This window comes from Flavobacterium ginsenosidimutans (assembly GCF_037478105.1).
Classification (GTDB): domain Bacteria; phylum Bacteroidota; class Bacteroidia; order Flavobacteriales; family Flavobacteriaceae; genus Flavobacterium; species Flavobacterium ginsenosidimutans.
In genome coordinates, this window is the sequence record NZ_CP147988.1 from 3,165,286 (window position 1) to 3,182,359 (window position 17,074).

Annotated in this window: 13 protein-coding genes; 9 read left to right on the plus strand and 4 right to left on the minus strand. The window is 34.5% G+C overall.

Features of this window, described 5'->3' with window-relative positions; genetic code table 11:
* Window positions 1–52 precede the first annotated feature (52 nt).
* Window positions 53–313 carry a SemiSWEET family sugar transporter gene (locus V6624_RS13945; RefSeq protein ID WP_111290389.1) on the minus strand — a complete coding sequence of 87 codons (261 nt, stop codon included), beginning with the start codon at window positions 311–313 and terminating at the stop codon, window positions 53–55.
* 126 nt (window positions 314–439) lie between these two features.
* Window positions 440–1,288 carry an SDR family oxidoreductase gene (locus V6624_RS13950; protein WP_262510518.1) on the minus strand — a complete coding sequence of 283 codons (849 nt, stop codon included), beginning with the start codon at window positions 1,286–1,288 and terminating at the stop codon, window positions 440–442.
* Between the two features lie 390 nt (window positions 1,289–1,678).
* Between V6624_RS13950 and V6624_RS13955 the strand changes: the two genes are divergently transcribed.
* From V6624_RS13955 to V6624_RS13975, 5 genes are read left to right on the plus strand one after another with little or no spacing between them, the layout of a single operon-like run.
* The gene (locus tag V6624_RS13955) at window positions 1,679–2,899 is read left to right on the plus strand and encodes a hybrid sensor histidine kinase/response regulator (RefSeq protein ID WP_111290390.1); all 1,221 of its coding nucleotides are present in this window, start codon (window positions 1,679–1,681) and stop codon (window positions 2,897–2,899) included.
* A gap of 11 nt (window positions 2,900–2,910) precedes the next feature.
* Window positions 2,911–6,477 carry a response regulator gene (locus V6624_RS13960; RefSeq protein WP_111290392.1) on the plus strand — a complete coding sequence of 1,189 codons (3,567 nt, stop codon included), beginning with the start codon at window positions 2,911–2,913 and terminating at the stop codon, window positions 6,475–6,477.
* A gap of 18 nt (window positions 6,478–6,495) precedes the next feature.
* The gene (locus V6624_RS13965; RefSeq protein WP_111290394.1) at window positions 6,496–6,861 is read left to right on the plus strand and encodes a response regulator; all 366 of its coding nucleotides are present in this window, start codon (window positions 6,496–6,498) and stop codon (window positions 6,859–6,861) included.
* Between the two features lie 7 nt (window positions 6,862–6,868).
* Complete coding sequence (locus V6624_RS13970; protein ID WP_111290396.1) at window positions 6,869–7,681, plus strand: CheR family methyltransferase; 813 nt, start codon at window positions 6,869–6,871, stop codon at window positions 7,679–7,681.
* Window positions 7,660–8,247 (plus strand): chemotaxis protein CheB, encoded by a 588-nt coding sequence (locus V6624_RS13975; protein WP_111290398.1) that lies wholly within the window; start codon window positions 7,660–7,662, stop codon window positions 8,245–8,247. The genes V6624_RS13970 and V6624_RS13975 overlap by 22 nt, the downstream gene beginning before the upstream one ends.
* A gap of 200 nt (window positions 8,248–8,447) precedes the next feature.
* Here the strand turns inward: V6624_RS13975 and V6624_RS13980 are convergent, their stop codons facing one another.
* Entirely contained in the window at window positions 8,448–9,209 is a 762-nt protein-coding gene (locus tag V6624_RS13980; protein WP_111290400.1) for a porin family protein, read from the minus strand.
* Window positions 9,210–9,221: 12 nt separating this feature from the next.
* Window positions 9,222–10,343, minus strand: coding sequence for a hypothetical protein (locus tag V6624_RS13985; protein ID WP_111290402.1), 1,122 nt, complete (start codon window positions 10,341–10,343; stop codon window positions 9,222–9,224).
* A gap of 301 nt (window positions 10,344–10,644) precedes the next feature.
* Here V6624_RS13985 and V6624_RS13990 point away from each other — a divergent pair, with 301 nt between their 5' ends.
* The 4 genes from V6624_RS13990 to V6624_RS14000 all read left to right on the plus strand — a co-directional run bounded on the left by V6624_RS13990 (window position 10,645) and on the right by V6624_RS14000 (window position 16,738).
* On the plus strand, window positions 10,645–10,968 hold the full coding sequence (locus V6624_RS13990; RefSeq protein ID WP_239455759.1) for a DUF6660 family protein: 324 nt from the start codon (window positions 10,645–10,647) through the stop codon (window positions 10,966–10,968).
* A gap of 107 nt (window positions 10,969–11,075) precedes the next feature.
* A complete protein-coding gene (locus V6624_RS13995; RefSeq protein ID WP_111290406.1) occupies window positions 11,076–14,198 on the plus strand; it encodes an efflux RND transporter permease subunit in 3,123 nt (1,040 codons plus the stop codon).
* 34 nt (window positions 14,199–14,232) lie between these two features.
* A complete protein-coding gene (locus V6624_RS23730) occupies window positions 14,233–15,480 on the plus strand; it encodes a TolC family protein (RefSeq protein ID WP_111290408.1) in 1,248 nt (415 codons plus the stop codon).
* Between the two features lies 1 nt (window position 15,481).
* On the plus strand, window positions 15,482–16,738 hold the full coding sequence (locus V6624_RS14000) for an efflux RND transporter periplasmic adaptor subunit (protein WP_111290410.1): 1,257 nt from the start codon (window positions 15,482–15,484) through the stop codon (window positions 16,736–16,738).
* Window positions 16,739–17,074 lie beyond the last annotated feature (336 nt).

A 17,074-nucleotide genomic window follows, 5' to 3' on the forward strand; every position in this document is an offset into this window, starting at 1 on the left:
TCACTTTCAAAAAAAACAGCTTTGATAGAGCTGTTTTTTTTTCGTTTATAATTTATTCCTTTTCATAAGAAAGAATAAAATAAACCATTGTAAGATTTAAAATCAGCGAAATACTGTTGGTAATTATAATTGGCAAATCATTTTTCAAAATTCCATAAACAATCCAAACTGCAATTCCGAAAGTTAGAATGCCGAACATTTTAAGGGAAATCTGCTTCACTTTTTTGGTTTTCCAAACCTTTATAATTTGCGGAATTGTAGATATTGTTATACACGCTCCCGCAAAAAGTCCGATGATGTCTATATAATTCATTTTGTTTTTTTTAAGGTACAGAGATGCAAAGGTTCTAAGGTATTTGTTGGTTTTGTTATTATGCTCATTAAGTAGATTACAAAAAAAACTTAGAACCTTAGTATCTCAGCATCTTAGAATCTTTTTTTAACCTACCAATTCCCCTCCATTTACATGAATAAACTGCCCTGTAATATAACTACTATCTTCAGAAGCTAAAAACACATAAGCTGGCGCTACTTCAGAAGGCTGTCCAGCTCTTTCCATCGGATTATCTTTTCCGAAATCAGATAAATTATCGAAACTCGCTACGATTAAAGGCGTCCAGATTGGGCCGGGCGCAACGCCATTGACACGTATTTTCTTTTTGGCCAACATACTAGAAAGCGATCTGGTAAAACTAACAATCGCACCTTTTGTACTTGCATAATCAGCTAAATGTTCGCTTCCGCGAAAAGCAGTTACTGAAGTCGTATTGATGATAACATCGCCTTCTGTTAGAAAAGCTAACGCAGCTTTCGTGATATAAAAGAAAGGATAAATATTTGTTTCAAAAGTTTTATGCAGCTGAGTATTTGTTATGTTTTCCAATTCATTTTGAGGAAAATGCACAGCAGCATTATTTACCACAATATTAATGTTTTTAAAAGTGGTATGGCATTTTTTTATGGCCGTTCGACAGAATTTCTCGTCCTTTAAATCACCACTTATGAGAAGACATTGCTGACCTTCTTTTTCAATCATTGCTTTAGTTTCTAAAGCATCTTTGTCTTCTTTTAAATAAACAATAGCAATATTTGCGCCTTCTCTGGCAAAATGCACGGCAACGCTTCGACCGATACCACTGTCACCGCCTGTGATAAAAGCTGTTTTGCCTAACAGTTTTCCGCTTCCAACATAATTTTCTCTTATAATTTCTGGTTCAGGATTCATCATGTATTCATTGCCAGGAAGATTTTGTTTTTGCTCAGGAAATGTTTGTTTCTTTTTCATGATTTTTTTCTTTTTTGAAGCATTTGTATGCTGCTTAAAATTAGCTTTTCGATCAAATTTTGCTTGTCTTAAAAGAAATTTTGTTTGCCTCAATCAAAATAAAATACTTTTTTATGTATGAAAATACATTCAATTTTTTAAAAAGGTTTAGAAAAGAAGTGATTTCTAAAAAGTTAGAAATTATACAGAAATGTAGAAGATATAACTAAAGATGGGAATTTTGTAACTATTTCCGATTTAAATAAAAAACCTGCCCGTTATTTTTTTTATACATTTGAGAATTTCCGCATCATTTTATCGAGACGCATTTTGCATTTCATTAAAAAAATAAGAAAATTTTTATATTTATTTAAATTCAAGTGTTTTGATTTACAAACGATTTAGCTTCCCGACATGGTATTAATTGTAGACGATATAAGGGCCAATATTATTGCCCTAAAGAAAACATTGGAACTACATAATATTGATGTTGATAGTGCCGAATCTGGAGAAGAAGCTCTCAAAAAAATCTTAAAAACAGATTACTGTCTGATTATTATGGACGTTCAAATGCCAGGGCTCGACGGCTTTGAAGTAGTGAAAATTCTATCAGGAAATAAACGCACTAAAGATATTCCCGTTATCTTTCTTTCTGCACTTAATACAGAGAAAAAATATATTTTTAAAGGCTACGAAACAGGTGCTGTTGAATATATTACAAAACCTGTCGATAGCGATTTGCTGATACTGAAAGTAAAAACTTTCATTAAAATCTACGAACAGCAAAATGAACTTAAAGCCATAAAAGATCTTCTTTCTAAAGAAATTAAAATTAGAAAAGAAGCGCAGGATAATCTTGAAATCAAAATCGCGGAAAGAACAAAAGAATTAGTTCACAAAAACGAAGAATTGGAACTGCGAAATCATGAATTACAGCAATTTTCATGGGTGGTTTCTCATGATTTAAATGAACCCATCAGAAAGATTCAAATTTTCATAAAAATTATAAAAGATCTTTATTTAAAAGCCGATGATAAAGCTATCGATTATGTAGATCGAACGATAAAATCGGCTGAAAGAATGCAGACTTTAATTACTGATCTTTTGGCTTATTCTAGACTTTCGGCGCAGGTTAAGCCTGAAAGAACAGACTTAAATGTTGTTTTGCAAGAGGTTTTAGGTGATTTTGATTATTTGATTGAACGAAAAAATGCCATTATTAAAACCAACGAACTTCCTACTATTGATAGTATTCCGAGTCAGATGCGTCAGGTTTTCCAAAATCTAATTGGAAATGCATTGAAATTTTCTGGACATGAAGGAAAACCAGCAATAGAAATTACTTCAGAAATCATTTTAGAAAAATCAATCGAAAGTCCAACTTCTCCAGAAGGTAATTTTTGCAGAATTATGGTAAAAGATAACGGAATTGGTTTTGACGAGATTTATCTGGATCGAATTTTTATTATCTTTCAAAGTTTAAATGACCGTCAAACCTACGAAGGAACAGGAATTGGGCTGGCAATTGCAAAAAAAATCATAGAAAAACACAACGGATTAATTACTGCTAAAAGTAAACCAGGTGAGGGTGCAAGTTTTATTATTGTGCTTCCTTTGAAATACGAATTAAAATAACTTAGAAATATATGAATGGCAATTTTAAAAGGAATTTATTAATTGGTTCGCTAGTTTCATTGTTTGTACTTACAATAAGTTCGGTTGCTTCGTTTATAAGTATCAAAAGTCTTTTAAACAGTAACTTTTGGGTAAATCACACTCAGGACGTAATCTATAACCTAAACGAAGGTTCATCGATTATTACTGAAGCCCAAACAAGCATGAGAGGATATTTGCTTACAGGAGACGAACAGTTTGTAGATCGATTTAATGATTCTGAAAACAAAGCAAATGCTTATTTTGAAAAATTGGAAGGATTAACAGCTGATAATCCTTCACAGAAAAAATTACTGGAAGAACTTGCTGACAAACGTTCTGGTTTCTTCAAATATCTAAACAATCAAATTGTAAAAAAACGCTTGAGCAAGCAAACCCTAATTTTCGATTTGAATGAGGGAAGAAATATGATGAACGAGATTCGGGCGATCATCAAAAAAGTTGAAAATACGGAGCAAAAACTTTTAGAAGAGCGCAACTCAAATTCAGAGCGTTATGGCAATTATAGTTTGGCTTTAATTGTTATTGCTTTCTTTATAGCAGCCCTTATTTCTATTGTTTTTATGATGAGAGTTCTAAAAGATTACAATGAAAGGTCTTTATTACAGAAGGAATTAGAGAAAAAAGATAAAGAAATTGCCGAAAGATTGATAGTAATTAGCGGAATTGCGACCCAAATTGCTAAAGGAAATTATGATGTTCAGATCGATGATAGAAAAGCAGATACTTTGGGAGATCTTGGAGCATCTATTCATGAAATGAAAGATTCTTTAAAAAGTTCTTTCGAATTATTATCTCAAAAAGAATGGTTGCAGTCAGGAGTTGCAACTCTAAATGATAAAATGCTGGGTGAGAAAACCATTCAGAAATTATCTAAAGATGTGATTGAATTTTTGTGCCAATACACCAACAGTAGCGCTGGAGTTTTGTATGTTTTAGATGGAGAAGAAATGACAATTTCTGGAGGTTACAGCTATATTCCAAGTAAAAATAGAGAAAGAATTAAAAAAGGGGAAGGCTTAATAGGTCAAGCAATTGTTTCGGGTAAAATGCTGGAACTGAAAACACTTTCGCCAGATGATATTCAGATCAATTATGCTTTAGGCGAAATTAAACCAACACATATTGTGGCGCTTCCGCTGATGGATTATAAAGTAGAAGGTGCGGTAGAATTAGCCAGTATTTATGGTTTCTCAATGCTTCAGTTGGAATTTTTGAACATCGTTGCTAATAATATCGGAATTGCTTTAAAAGCGACTCAAAACCGTAAAAGAGTTTTAGAATTATTGGAAGAAACAAAATCTCAGTCGGAAGAATTACAAATTCAGCATAGCGAATTAGAAGCAATAAATGCAGAATTAGAAGCACAAACCGAAAAACTCCAAGCTTCGGAAGAAGAACTTCGCGTACAGCAGGAAGAATTGGAACAAACCAATGAAGAATTATCGGAAAGAAGTGTTTTATTGGAAGAAAAAAACACAGAAATTCAGAAGAAATCGGAAGCTTTAGAGCTGAGTACTCGCTATAAATCAGAGTTTTTGGCTAATATGTCTCACGAATTAAGAACTCCGCTGAATTCCATTTTATTATTAAGCCGTTTATTGTCTGAAAACAATAATCAAACGATGAATAATGAAGAAATTGAATTTGCAAAAGTAATTCAAAGTTCTGGAAACAGTTTGTTAGGATTAATTGATGAAATCCTTGATTTATCTAAGATTGAAGCAGGAAAAATGGAGTTGGAATTCTTGGATGTTTCTACAAAAGAAATCACCGATAATATGTACAATTTATTCCATATTGTTGCGAAAGAAAAGAACATTAAATTTGAAATTATCACTAAAGAAGCACCAATCGTAATCAAAACTGATAAAATGCGTTTGGAGCAAATCTTAAAAAATCTGATTTCGAATGCCATTAAATTTACTGAAAAAGGAACGGTAAGCCTTGAAATTAAAATAAATGATGACGATGATAAAGAGATCTGTTTTATTGTAAAAGATACCGGAATTGGAATTCCTTTGGCAAAACAGCCATTAATTTTTGAAGCTTTCCAGCAAGCAGACGGTTCGACGAAACGTAAATATGGAGGAACTGGGTTAGGATTGTCGATCAGTCGTGAATTGGCAAAATTACTTAGAGGAGAAATCATTTTGCATAGTAAAGTAAATGAAGGAAGTAGTTTTACTTTATGCCTTCCAGTTCTAGGAATCGCTTTGAATAAAATTTCAGTTAATAGAATTGATGAAGAAGAAACTGTTGAAGAAGAAACAGAAAAAACAGATGCAAGACCAAGATACATCAGCGATGTTATTCCTGCAGAAATTGAAGATGATAGAGATTCAATCGTTGAAGGTGATAAAGTGATCTTGATTGTTGAAGACGATATTAGTTTTGCTAAATCATTATTGGCTTTTACGCAGAAAAAAGGATACAAAGGAATAGTTGCGGTGAGAGGAGATTATGCTTTAAATTTTGCTTTGATCTATAAACCAATCGGAATTTTATTGGATATCGAACTTCCTATTAAAAGTGGCTGGGAAGTTTTGGAGGAATTAAAAAATAATTCTCAAACCAAACATATTTCGGTTCATATCATGTCTTCGCACAAATTAAAACAAGAAAGTTTGCTGAAAGGAGCAGTAGATTTCTTAGACAAACCAGTTGCTTTCGACAAAATTCCAGAAGTTTTTACAAGAATTGAGCATATTATCAATAAAGAATCGCAAAAGGTTTTAATTATCGAAGATAACCCGAAACACGCTAAGGCGCTTGCTTATTTCTTAGAATCGTACAATATCAATTCTGAGATTAAAAGTGAGGTTTCGGCAGGTTTATCAGCTTTAGGTAAAGAAGAAGTAGACTGTGTGATTCTAGATATGGGAATTCCAGACAAACAGGCATATGAAATTCTGGACGGCGTGAAAAAAAGTCCAGGATTAGAAAATCTGCCAGTTATTGTCTTTACAGGAAAAAGTTTGTCTATAAAAGAAGAATTAAAAATTAGAAAATATGCTGATTCTATTATTGTAAAAACGGCACATTCTTACCAAAGAATGCTCGATGAGGTTTCGCTTTTCCTTCATTTAGTTGAAGAAAAGAAGAATGGAGACAATAAAAAAGAAACCCATAAGAAACTGAATTCGTTAAACAATATTTTGTTTGAGAAAAAAGTACTAATTGTAGATGATGATGTTCGTAATATTTATTCGCTTTCTAAAGCTTTAGAAGCCTTTAGAATGACTGTGATTACAGCTTTTGACGGAAAAGAAGCGATTAAGATTTTAGATGAAAATCCAGACACAGATGTTGTATTATTAGATATGATGATGCCAAATATGGATGGTTACGAAACGGCAGAAAAGATAAGAAGTAACCCTAAATTTCTTAACTTAGCTGTAATAGCTGTCACAGCAAAAGCCATGACTGGAGATCGAGAAAAATGTATTAAAGCAGGGGCTTCAGACTATATCACAAAACCTGTCGATGTTGACCAGCTGTTATCGTTACTGCGAGTTTGGCTTTATGATAAAATCTAACCTTTTAAATTGCTGTAAATGGGAAAGAAACGCGTTTTGATTGTAGATGATGATTCCAGAAATATTTTTGCTTTAGTTAATACATTAAAAGCAAAATCGTACGATTGTGTATCTTGTTTAAGTGCCGAAGAAGCCTTAGGAATATTGAAAGAAGACGCATCAATCGATGCCGTTTTAATAGATATGATGATGCCTGAAATGGATGGTTATGAGGCGATTCCGCTTATAAAAGAGATTCCGTCGCAACAATCTACTTTGGTGGTTGCTGTGACTGCGCAGGCGATGGCGGGAGATAAAGAAAAATGTTTAGAAGCTGGAGCAGATGCCTACATCTCAAAACCAGTAGATGTGGACAAATTACTTCAGATTCTGGAAGAAATTTAAATGAATTATGATTGAAGATATTGAATTAGAAACTCTTATAAATGATGTTTACGAATATTATGGTTTTGATTTTGGAAGTTATTCCAGAGCTTCACTTAAAAGACGCGTAAGCAGGGTTTTTTATTTAGATGGATTTAAGCATTTTCATGATTTTTTGTCTAAAGTCCGCACAGATCCAGAATATTGCAAGAGAATGATTGACGAAATTACAGTAAATGTAACCGAGATGTTTCGTGATCCCTCTTTTTATCTTACGCTACGAAAAGAAATCCTTCCGCTATTAGGAACAAAACCTTTTATAAGAATTTGGCACGCAGGATGTTCTACTGGAGAAGAGGTATATTCTATGGCAATTATGCTCAAAGAAGCGGGTTTGCTTCATAAATCAATATTATATGCAACTGATATAAATGCATCGGTTTTAGAAACAGCAAAAAGCGGTATTTTTCCGTTGCGAATGATAAAAGATTACGCAGATAATTATCGCGATTCGGGCGGACAGCAAGATTTTTCAGATTATTATATTGCGAATTATGGTTTTGCAAAGTTTAATGACAATCTTTCAGAGAAAATGGTTTTCTCACAGCATAATCTGGTTTCAGATACTTCTTTCAATGAGTTTGACCTGATTTTATGCCGAAACGTTTTAATTTATTTTGATAATAATTTGCAAAAAAGAGTGATTAATTTATTTGATGATAGCTTGGCTGTTCTAGGATTTTTAGCTCTCGGAACAAAAGAAACTATAAAGTATTCTATATCTCAAACCAAATACAAACAATTTGCTAAAGAGAAAATATGGAGGAAAATAAAAGAATAAAAGATTGTAAAGTAGTTATAATTGGAGGTTCTGCAGGAAGTTTGCAGGCATTATTACAGATTTTGCCATTTGTAGAAAAAACAATTTCTTTTGCTATTGTAATTGTCGTTCACAGAAAAAACACAGACGAACAAACCTTAGAAGATTTGATTGCTTTAAAAGCGAAATTAAAAGTAAAAGAAGTAGAAGATAAAGTAAAACTCGAAGCTGGATTCATTTACATTGCGCCTTCCAATTATCATTTATTGTTTGAAAAAAATGAAACTTTATCTTTAGACACCTCAGAAAAAATAAATTATAGCAGACCCAGTATTGACGTCTCATTTGAGTCTGCTGCTGAAATATATACAAATCATTTGATCGGAATTCTGCTTTCTGGTTCCAATTCGGACGGAACAGTTGGATTAAAGGCGATTCAAGCAGCTGGCGGAATAAGTGTGGTACAGAACCCGCTTTCTGCAGATATGCCCTATATGCCTAATAATGCTATTCTGCACACAACTCCTGATTTTGTTTTAAAAACAGAGGAGATTCTTGAATTTATAAAAGAAATAAATCAGGAATAAGCGGTTTGTTGATATGGAATGTCGCCCCTCTGGGGCTATTTAGATGTCGATAAATTATGCTATAAATATTTAGCTTCTCCGAAGCTTTTTGTAAAATAATTGAGAATCAGTCCCGGAGGGACGAAATATTTATAGCAAATAATTATACGCACAATCAAAAGCTCCAGCGGAGCAAAATATATTTTTTGCAAAAAAAACTATTATTTCTCATCTTCTGGAAGAACCACTTTATTCAATTCAGCTTCTTTTTCGGCTCTTTTTTGCGCTGCTTTTCCTTTACCAATAGGAATCCCCGCAGTAATGTACCAAGATCTGTTGTATTGGTTATTTGGACCATCGCCTTTCATGACAGTTACTAATCCGTAGTAATATTGAACCGTAAAATTTAAGCCATTTCCAACATTTAGATGATATCCGGCTCCAAATGCAAGTCCGGCATCAATTACGTGAATCTGATCTCGAATATTTTTTTTGTAAATAACATCATCTTTATTGATTTCGTTTTTAAACTCATCAAAAGCCTTAGCAAGAAGACCAAATTGAGGTCCTGTTTTGAGATAAATATTATTTTTGAATTGGTATTTAATCAATATAGGAACATTAAAATAACGAATTTCACGATTTACACTTCCGCCCGCAAAAGTATTATCCAAATTTTCATCGTTTAGAGAATAAACAGGAATATCCTGAGCCCCCATTGGCGATTTTACAATAACACCAGTATTGATCATCCAGGCTGGATTTTTCTTAGATCTAATGTCGAAATAAAACCCAAGATTGAATCCAGGATTTGTGGCAGAAGATCCCATATTTGAAATGGTCGAAAAATTAACACCGCCTTCTAGACCAAATTCTAAAAACTCCGAATTGAGTTTGTCTCCAAATATTAAGGAAATCAAGACTTGGGATTGTGCAGAGGTAATACAAAAGAAAGAGATAAGGATTAGAAAACCTTTTTTCATACGATTTCTAAATTAAAGTCCAAAACGGTACTGAAGACTGCCTAATACTTGTGTACGAGTGCCTAAGAAACCACATTCTGCACGAAACATTACATGTTTACTGAATTGATATTGCGACCCAATGATAAAGTTCCACATATCCTTTGGTCTTTTTTGAAGGGAATATTGAACAGATGAATCTGAGGCTGTGCTCAATGCTCCGTCCAGAGTCGCGAGGAATGTTCCTGCTCTTTCTAGTGCTCTGTCGGCAGTATTATGTTTGGCTATATTAACTGGATTTTTTTGTTCAGCAGGTGTTAAGCCATCCCACCAATTATCTACTTTTATCTGATTGTCAGATATTTTTTGAAGACCGCTGTCTACCTTAGCCTGAGCGCTGCTTAGATCAATAAAATCAGATAAAGGCAAATCTCCATTAGTATCTCCAGAAATATGAACTCTGAAACCTCCAACCCAAACCGCTATATTTGTGTCTGGTTTATTGAATTTAAATGTTTTTCCTAATCTCGGACCAAAAACATATGAAAAAGCAGGTTTATCCAGCGAACTAATATCAGTCCAAGCCATGTTCATATCCAGAGCTAGCCAGCCTCCGCCAATACCAATTGTTGGTGTCATACCAAGACCAAAAGTCGTAGCGTCAAAATTTGCTTTGGTACTAAAATTTGCAACTTCAGACCAATTGTTATCTGCGTCTGGAACCCAAATACCAGCATTAATTTTAGTTGCCGTTTTGGCTTTTCCGAAAATTCCATAAATATTTAAAAAGGGAAGCAGCCATATATCAGGTCTGATAGTGAGCGCACCAGCTTCAACTGTTGATTTGTCAAATCGTACAATTTCATCTAGGTTATATTGAGGCCCATGATTAAAACCAATATTTAAATCATTAATAACAATTTCAGATTCTTGCCAGAAATAATTAACTGAAACTCCTGCAGAATAGGGAAGTTTATATCCTTTCTGCGCTACTTTTTCTCCCCAAATAGGAAGGGCATACGGGTATTCTTCTGTTTTAAGACTGTCTTTTAACGTTTGATTTTTTTCTCCTACGATTTTATCGGTATAAACTTGACCGAAAATTTGGATGCTGAAAAATAATAAAGAGGCTGATATTAGTGTCTTACATTTCATTGATTAGAGTATTTAAAATTAATTAAACTGTGAAAAATAAATTGTACTAATTTGTGCTTAAAGAAATCTCTGTTTATTTTTTTGGCTTATAGAAAAAGTTTTTTTGGCTTAAAATTTGGGACTAAAAAATTGTTAATTATTGTTAAAGTTAACGAAATTTTCTTACCTCCGACAAAATTTTTGCAGAAAATAAAAAAAGCTATTAAAATAATTTTCAGATGATTAGTGTGTCTTTCTCTTTTATAATCAGCATTATTATGTAGTTCTGAATAATTTAAAAAAAAGTGGTATTTTTACAACTGTGAAATGGATAGCAATTATATTATCAGTTTACCTACTGGCACTTTCTAATATGCCATGTGCTGATATGGAAATAAATAGCGCTATGCATAAAACGGCACAATTTGCTTCAGAAGAAAATCATTCACATGATAAAAGCAATGATTTATGTTCTCCGTTTTGCGCCTGCAACTGCTGCGGTGCACAGGTTTTAAGCTACCATTCTACAGAAAGTTTTGAGTTTCCAAAGACTTTTACTCAAATTTCAATTTCTTTACCTAGTTATAATTCTGTTTTTATTTCCGATTTCTACGGAAGTATTTGGCAACCCCCTCAAATAGCATAATGATTATGCCCATTTCAATGTTTTGAAAATGGGCGAGAGAGCTGTGGTCTTTCCACACGTTTACAGGCAATTTAATTGTCTAATTTCTCACGTCATTATATATTCAAATGTTAGATAAAATCATTCAATTTAGTATACGAAACAAATTCGTAATACTATTATTTACCCTTGTGCTTATTGCTTGGGGAAGCTATTCGCTTAAAAATTTACCGCTCGATGCCCTGCCAGATGTAACCAATAATCAGGTTCAGATTATTACCACAGCGCCAACATTGGCAAGTCAAGAAGTCGAACAATTAATTACTTATCCATTAGAAAGAGCTGTAAAAACAGTTCCACATGTGATAGAACTTCGCAGTATTTCGCGTTTCGGATTATCGGTTGTAACCGTTGTTTTTGAAGACGACGTAGATATTTACTGGGCACGAGAACAAATATTTCAACGCTTAAAACAAGCCGAAGAAAACATTCCAGATTATGTAAATTCTCCAGAATTAGCGCCAATTTCTACAGGCTTGGGAGAAATTTACCAATATGATGTTTATGCCAAAAAAGGGTATGAAAACAAATACAGCGCAGTTGAGCTAAGAACCATTCAAGATTGGATTATTATTCCGCAATTGCAGGGAATTAAAGGTGTTGCCGAAGTTAGTTCTTGGGGCGGAAAACTAAAACAATTCGAAATTGCAGTAAACCCAAACATGCTCAATAGTTTGGGCGTTACAATTACCGAAATTTTTGATGCTTTAGAAAAAAACAATCAAAACACGGGAGGCGCTTATATTGAAAAAGATCAATACACATATTTCATCCGTGGTGTCGGAATGGCAAAAGGGATAAAAGATCTCGAAAATGTTGTTGTAAAAAACCGAAATGGTTCTCCAGTTTTGGTTCGAAATGTAGCGCAGGTTCGTGAGGGTATTGCGTTACGTTACGGAGCATCCACAAAAGACGGAAAAGGAGAAATCGTTTCAGGATTAGTTTTGATGCTAAAAGGAGAAAATTCGAGTGCAGTTGTAAATCGTGTTCACGAAAAAATGGCGCAGATTAACAAAAGTCTTCCCGAGGGAGTTGTTGCCGAAGCCTTTATTGATAGAGGAAAGCTTGTGGATAATTCCATTAAAACAGTTGCTAAGAATTTATTAGAAGGAGCTTTAATCGTGATTTTCGTCTTGATTTTGTTCTTAGGAAACCTACGTGCAGGATTAATTGTTGCTTCCGTTATTCCGTTAGCGATGTTATTCGCTGTGATTTTGATGAATGCCTTTGGCGTAAGCGGAAATTTAATGAGTCTCGGAGCCATAGATTTCGGAATTATAGTCGACGGTGCCGTGATTATTGTCGAAGCTACGATGCATCATCTCCAGAAATTCAAAAATAAAAAAGAATTAACGCAGGAAGAAATGGACGAAGAAGTCTATAATTCGGCGTCAAAAATTAGGAACAGTGCTGCTTTTGGAGAAATTATCATCTTAATCGTTTATTTGCCCATTCTGGCTTTAATTGGAACCGAAGGAAAAATGTTTAAACCGATGGCTATGACAGTTGGTTTTGCGATTATTGGAGCATTTATTCTTTCGCTTACTTATATTCCAATGATGAGTGCTTTGTTTCTTTCGAAAAAAACAGAACACAAAGAGAATTTCAGCGACCGCATGATTGCTTGGTTAGAAAACCGTTATACGCCATTATTGAAAAAAGCTTTAGAATTTAAAAAAGTAGTGCTTTCTGTTGCGGTTGGATTATTCGCTTTTGCCTTTATCGTTTTTCAAAATATGGGTGGAGAATTTATCCCGACAATCGAAGAAGGCGATTTGGCGATCAATGCTACTATTATGACAGGAAGTTCGCTTACGCAGATGGTTGAAACAGCGACTAAATACGAACAGATTCTGAAAGCCAAATTCCCCGAAATTAAGACTATCGTGACCAAAATTGGAAGCGGAGAAATTCCGACTGACCCAATGCCGATTGAAAGCGGGGATTTGATTATTGTTTTAAAAGACAAAAAAGAATGGAAAGGCAAATACCGTAATTGGGAAGAAATTGCCAATGCCATGAAAAAAGAAATGGAAATTATTCCTGGAACCAATATCGAGATTTCGCAACCCATTCAGATGCGTTTTAACGAGTTAATGACAGGAAGCCGATCTGATATTGCTATTAAAATTTTTGGTGATGATTTGGAGATTCTTGATGCTAAAGCAACAGAATTGATTTCGAAAATAAAAGGAATTGAAGGAATCGGCGATTTAAAAGCTGATAAAGTTACTGGATTGCCTCAGATTACTATCAAATACGATTACGATAAAATTGCCCTTTACGGATTGAATATTTCAGATATCAACCAAATCATCCGTTCTTCTTTTGCTGGAGAAGTTGCCGGAAAGATTTATGACGAAAGCAAAAGATTTGATGTTGTGGTGAGAATGGACGAAAACAATCGAGGCGATATTACTGATGTAAGCAATTTGTTTATTCCGCTTCCAAATGGCCAGCAAGTACCGCTTTCTCAGGTTGCTTCTGTTGAGTACGAACAAGGACCTGTGCAAGTAATCCGCGAAGACGGAAAACGAAGAATTACGGTTGGATTAAATGTCCGCGGAAGAGATATTCAAAGTGTAGTCGAAGAAATTCAGGAGAAACTGGATAAAAGCTTCAAACTTCCTGCTGGTTATTACATAACTTATGGCGGACAATTTCAAAATTTAATCGAAGCCTCACAAAGACTTTCGGTTGCTTTGCCAATTGCTTTGGGACTAATTTTAGTCTTGCTGTATTTCACTTTCAAAAGTGTCAAACAAGCGTTGCTGATTTTTAGTGCAATTCCGTTATCGGCTATCGGAGGAGTTTTTGCGCTTTCGCTGAGAGGAATGCCGTTTAGTATTTCTGCTGGAATTGGTTTTATCGCCTTATTCGGAATTGCTGTTTTAAACGGAATTGTATTGATTTCGTATTTCAATCAATTAAAATCAGAAGGTATTACAGATCCGTTTCAACGAATCCTTATCGGAACCAAAACGCGTTTGCGTCCTGTTTTAATGACTGCGGCCGTAGCTTCATTAGGATTTTTGCCAATGGCATTATCCACAAGCGGCGGGGCAGAAGTCCAAAAACCATTAGCAACCGTAGTAATCGGCGGATTAATCTCAGCTACTTTATTAACCTTAATCGTTTTACCGATTTTGTATTTATTATTGGAGTGTGGGTTTAACCGCAAAGAGCGCTAAGATTTACGCAAAGAACACAAAGAAAATTTTTAAAATGAAAAAGACACAATATACTTATAGAAAAATCTCCGCGAACTTTGCGAAAATTCCTTTGCGAACTTTGCGGTTAAGTGCGTTTCTATTTTTCACAATCTTATCGCACGCACAAACTAAAATTTCTTTAGAAAAAGCAATAGAACTGGCCAAATCAAACAACATCGATTTAAAAATTGCTGATAAAGAAATCGAACGACAAAACATTTTAAAGAAAACTGCTTTTCAGCCGGATCCATTGCAGGTGCAGTATCAGGGCGGACAGTTTAACAGCGTTGATTTTGATCATAATGTTTCGGTACAGCAGTTTTTTCCACTGGGAAATGTTACAAAAGCCAATAGACAATTACAGGAAGAACTCGCCAAACTGGCTGAAAAACGAAAAGCATTATCGTCTTATGAATTGGAAAAAGCCGTGACTTTGGCGTATTATCAATATTTGTATGGAATTTCGATTCAGAAGCTTAATTCAGAATTAAATGATATTTATACGAAGTTTCTAAAGAACGCCGAATTGCGTTTTAAAACAGGAGAAAGCGGGAATATCGAAGTAATCAGCGCCAAAGCGAAAGTAAAAGAAATTGAAACGCAGAAAGAGCAGTTAGAATACGATTTGGCAATTTATCAGAAGCAATTGCAATTTTTTATTCAGACAGATGAAAATATTGTTCCTGACCAAAATACAGCTTTGCAATACACTTTTATCGAAAATCAGCAAAACACAAAAGCCGAGACTTTGATGACCGATTTTTACCAACAGCAGATTTCCGTTTATCAAAAAGAAGCCGGAACTTTTAAAGCTTTGCGTACGCCAAAAGTTGGATTAGGATATTTTGCACAAACTATTAATACAGAATCTTTGTTTCAGGGTTTTACGGCAGGATTGCAGATTCCATTGTTTGGAGGCGTCAATACAACCAAAGTAAAAGCGGCAGAAATCAGTATTTCGCAGTCGCAATTGGCTTTAGACAAAAACAAAATGATGCTGAATCTGCAAAGGGAAGAATTGCAAAATAACTTTCAAAAACAGCAGAAAAACTTAGCGTATTTCCAAAATGAAGGATTGTTATATGCCAATCAAATTATTGAAACTGCCCAGAAAAGCTATGCAAATGGCGATATGAGTTATTGGTCTTATATCAGCTTTTTAAATCAGGCAATTGATATTAAAAAACAATTTGCTGAGGCAACGCACAGTTATAATCAAAGTGCTATCGAACTTCAATTTCCAACTATCAAAAACAATTAAAATGAAAAATATATTGAATTATTTAACCGCAAAGGTCACAAAGATTTTCTCGCAAAGTTCGCAAAGATGGGTTGCCTATAGCTTACTGCTTATTGCTTATAGCGGAATGTTAAATTCCTGCAATGAAAAGAAAGCTGAAGAACCACAGGAAGAAGAAAAATCAAGTACAGAAGTAGCTTTAACAGCTTCTCAATACAAAACAGTTGGAATTGAAACGGGATTTGTCGAAGACCGCAATCTTAATAAAGTCATCAAAGCAAATGGTTATACAACAGTTCCACCGCAAAATTCTGCTGAGGTTTCGACTTTGATTGGCGGAACGATAAAAGATATTTTTGTTTTGGAAGGAACATTCGTAAACAAAGGAAAAGTTTTGGCAACAATTCAAAATCTGGAAGTTATAGGAATGCAGGAAGATTACCAGTCGGCTGTGGCGAATGTGGAATATCTGCAATTAGAATACAATCGCCAGAAAACGTTGAGTGATGAAAATGTGAATCCGAGAAAAACTTTTCAGGAAGTAAAAGCCAAATTAGCAGCTGAAAGGGCTCGCGCACAGGCAGCAAAAAACAAATTAGATGCTTTACATGTGAATACAAAAGGAACAACATCAGTCGTGCCAATTGTTTCTCCGATAAATGGCTATGTTGGAAAAATCAATATTGCTAAAGGCGCTTTTGCGAATACAGGAGTTTCGCTTTTTGAAGTCGTTGACAATAGTCAGATGCATTTGGATTTGAATGTGTATGAAAAAGATTTAGGTTCAATTTCGGTTGGTCAGGTAATTGATTTCGTATTAACAAATCAGTCGAATAAATCGATTAAAGGAAAGATTTTCGGAATCAATAAATCTTTTTCTAACGAAAGTAAAACCGTTGCCGTCCACGCTAAAATTGATCCCGCTGATGCAAAAGGTTTGATTCCAGGAATGTATGTTTCGGCAAACATTAATATTACGAATGCTACAGTTCCAGCCTTGCCAAAAGATGCAGTGGTGAAAAATGCAGATAAATTCTATGTTTTCATTCAAGAAGAAAATCATGCTGAAGAAAAACACGAACACGCAGCAGATGAAAAAGAAGAAGCTCATGAAGAAGAAATTCATTTTAAAGCGATAGAAGTAATTCCAGGAACAACCGATTTAGGTTTTACAGAAGTTAAGTTTGTGAATGATATTCCTTCCAATGCTAAGATTGTAACGAAAGGCGCTTTTTATCTGCTTTCTGCAATGAAGGGCGGAGGAGAGCATACGCACTAGTTTTTTTTAAAGATGCTAAGTTGCTAAGATACTAAGGGACTAAGTTTTTTTGTTGGAGTAGAATTTGCTCGCAAAGTTGCAGAGCCGCAAAGTTTTTTACATGGAGAATAAACGTATTATTTGTCATTTCGACGAAGGAGAAATCTCCACAAGTAGCTCCGTTCCTAGAATTCAATCTTTGTAGAGTTTCTAGCGGAGATTTTTAAGCAGATTTAAGAGATCAATTTGAGTTGCCTCCAGCTTTAGCTGGAGGTGATTAATAAGATTGTAATGGGCTTTAGCCAAACTTACGATTTTAGGCTAAAGCCTTCAAACTAGATTCAAATAACCTCCAGC

Excerpts from the sequence above, each read along its gene's own strand:
- V6624_RS13995 (WP_111290406.1), top strand. The coding sequence starts at position 11,076 with ATGTTAGATAAAATCATTCAATTTAGTATACGAAACAAATTCGTAATA.
- V6624_RS14000 (WP_111290410.1), top strand. The coding sequence starts at position 15,482 with ATGAAAAATATATTGAATTATTTAACCGCAAAGGTCACAAAGATTTTC.
- V6624_RS13985 (WP_111290402.1), bottom strand. The coding sequence starts at position 10,343 with ATGAAATGTAAGACACTAATATCAGCCTCTTTATTATTTTTCAGCATC.
- V6624_RS23730 (WP_111290408.1), top strand. The coding sequence starts at position 14,233 with ATGAAAAAGACACAATATACTTATAGAAAAATCTCCGCGAACTTTGCG.
- V6624_RS13980 (WP_111290400.1), bottom strand. The coding sequence starts at position 9,209 with ATGAAAAAAGGTTTTCTAATCCTTATCTCTTTCTTTTGTATTACCTCT.
- V6624_RS13975 (WP_111290398.1), top strand. The coding sequence starts at position 7,660 with ATGGAGGAAAATAAAAGAATAAAAGATTGTAAAGTAGTTATAATTGGA.
- V6624_RS13965 (WP_111290394.1), top strand. The coding sequence starts at position 6,496 with ATGGGAAAGAAACGCGTTTTGATTGTAGATGATGATTCCAGAAATATT.
- V6624_RS13955 (WP_111290390.1), top strand. The coding sequence starts at position 1,679 with ATGGTATTAATTGTAGACGATATAAGGGCCAATATTATTGCCCTAAAG.
- V6624_RS13945 (WP_111290389.1), bottom strand. The coding sequence starts at position 313 with ATGAATTATATAGACATCATCGGACTTTTTGCGGGAGCGTGTATAACA.
- V6624_RS13960 (WP_111290392.1), top strand. The coding sequence starts at position 2,911 with ATGAATGGCAATTTTAAAAGGAATTTATTAATTGGTTCGCTAGTTTCA.
- V6624_RS13970 (WP_111290396.1), top strand. The coding sequence starts at position 6,869 with ATGATTGAAGATATTGAATTAGAAACTCTTATAAATGATGTTTACGAA.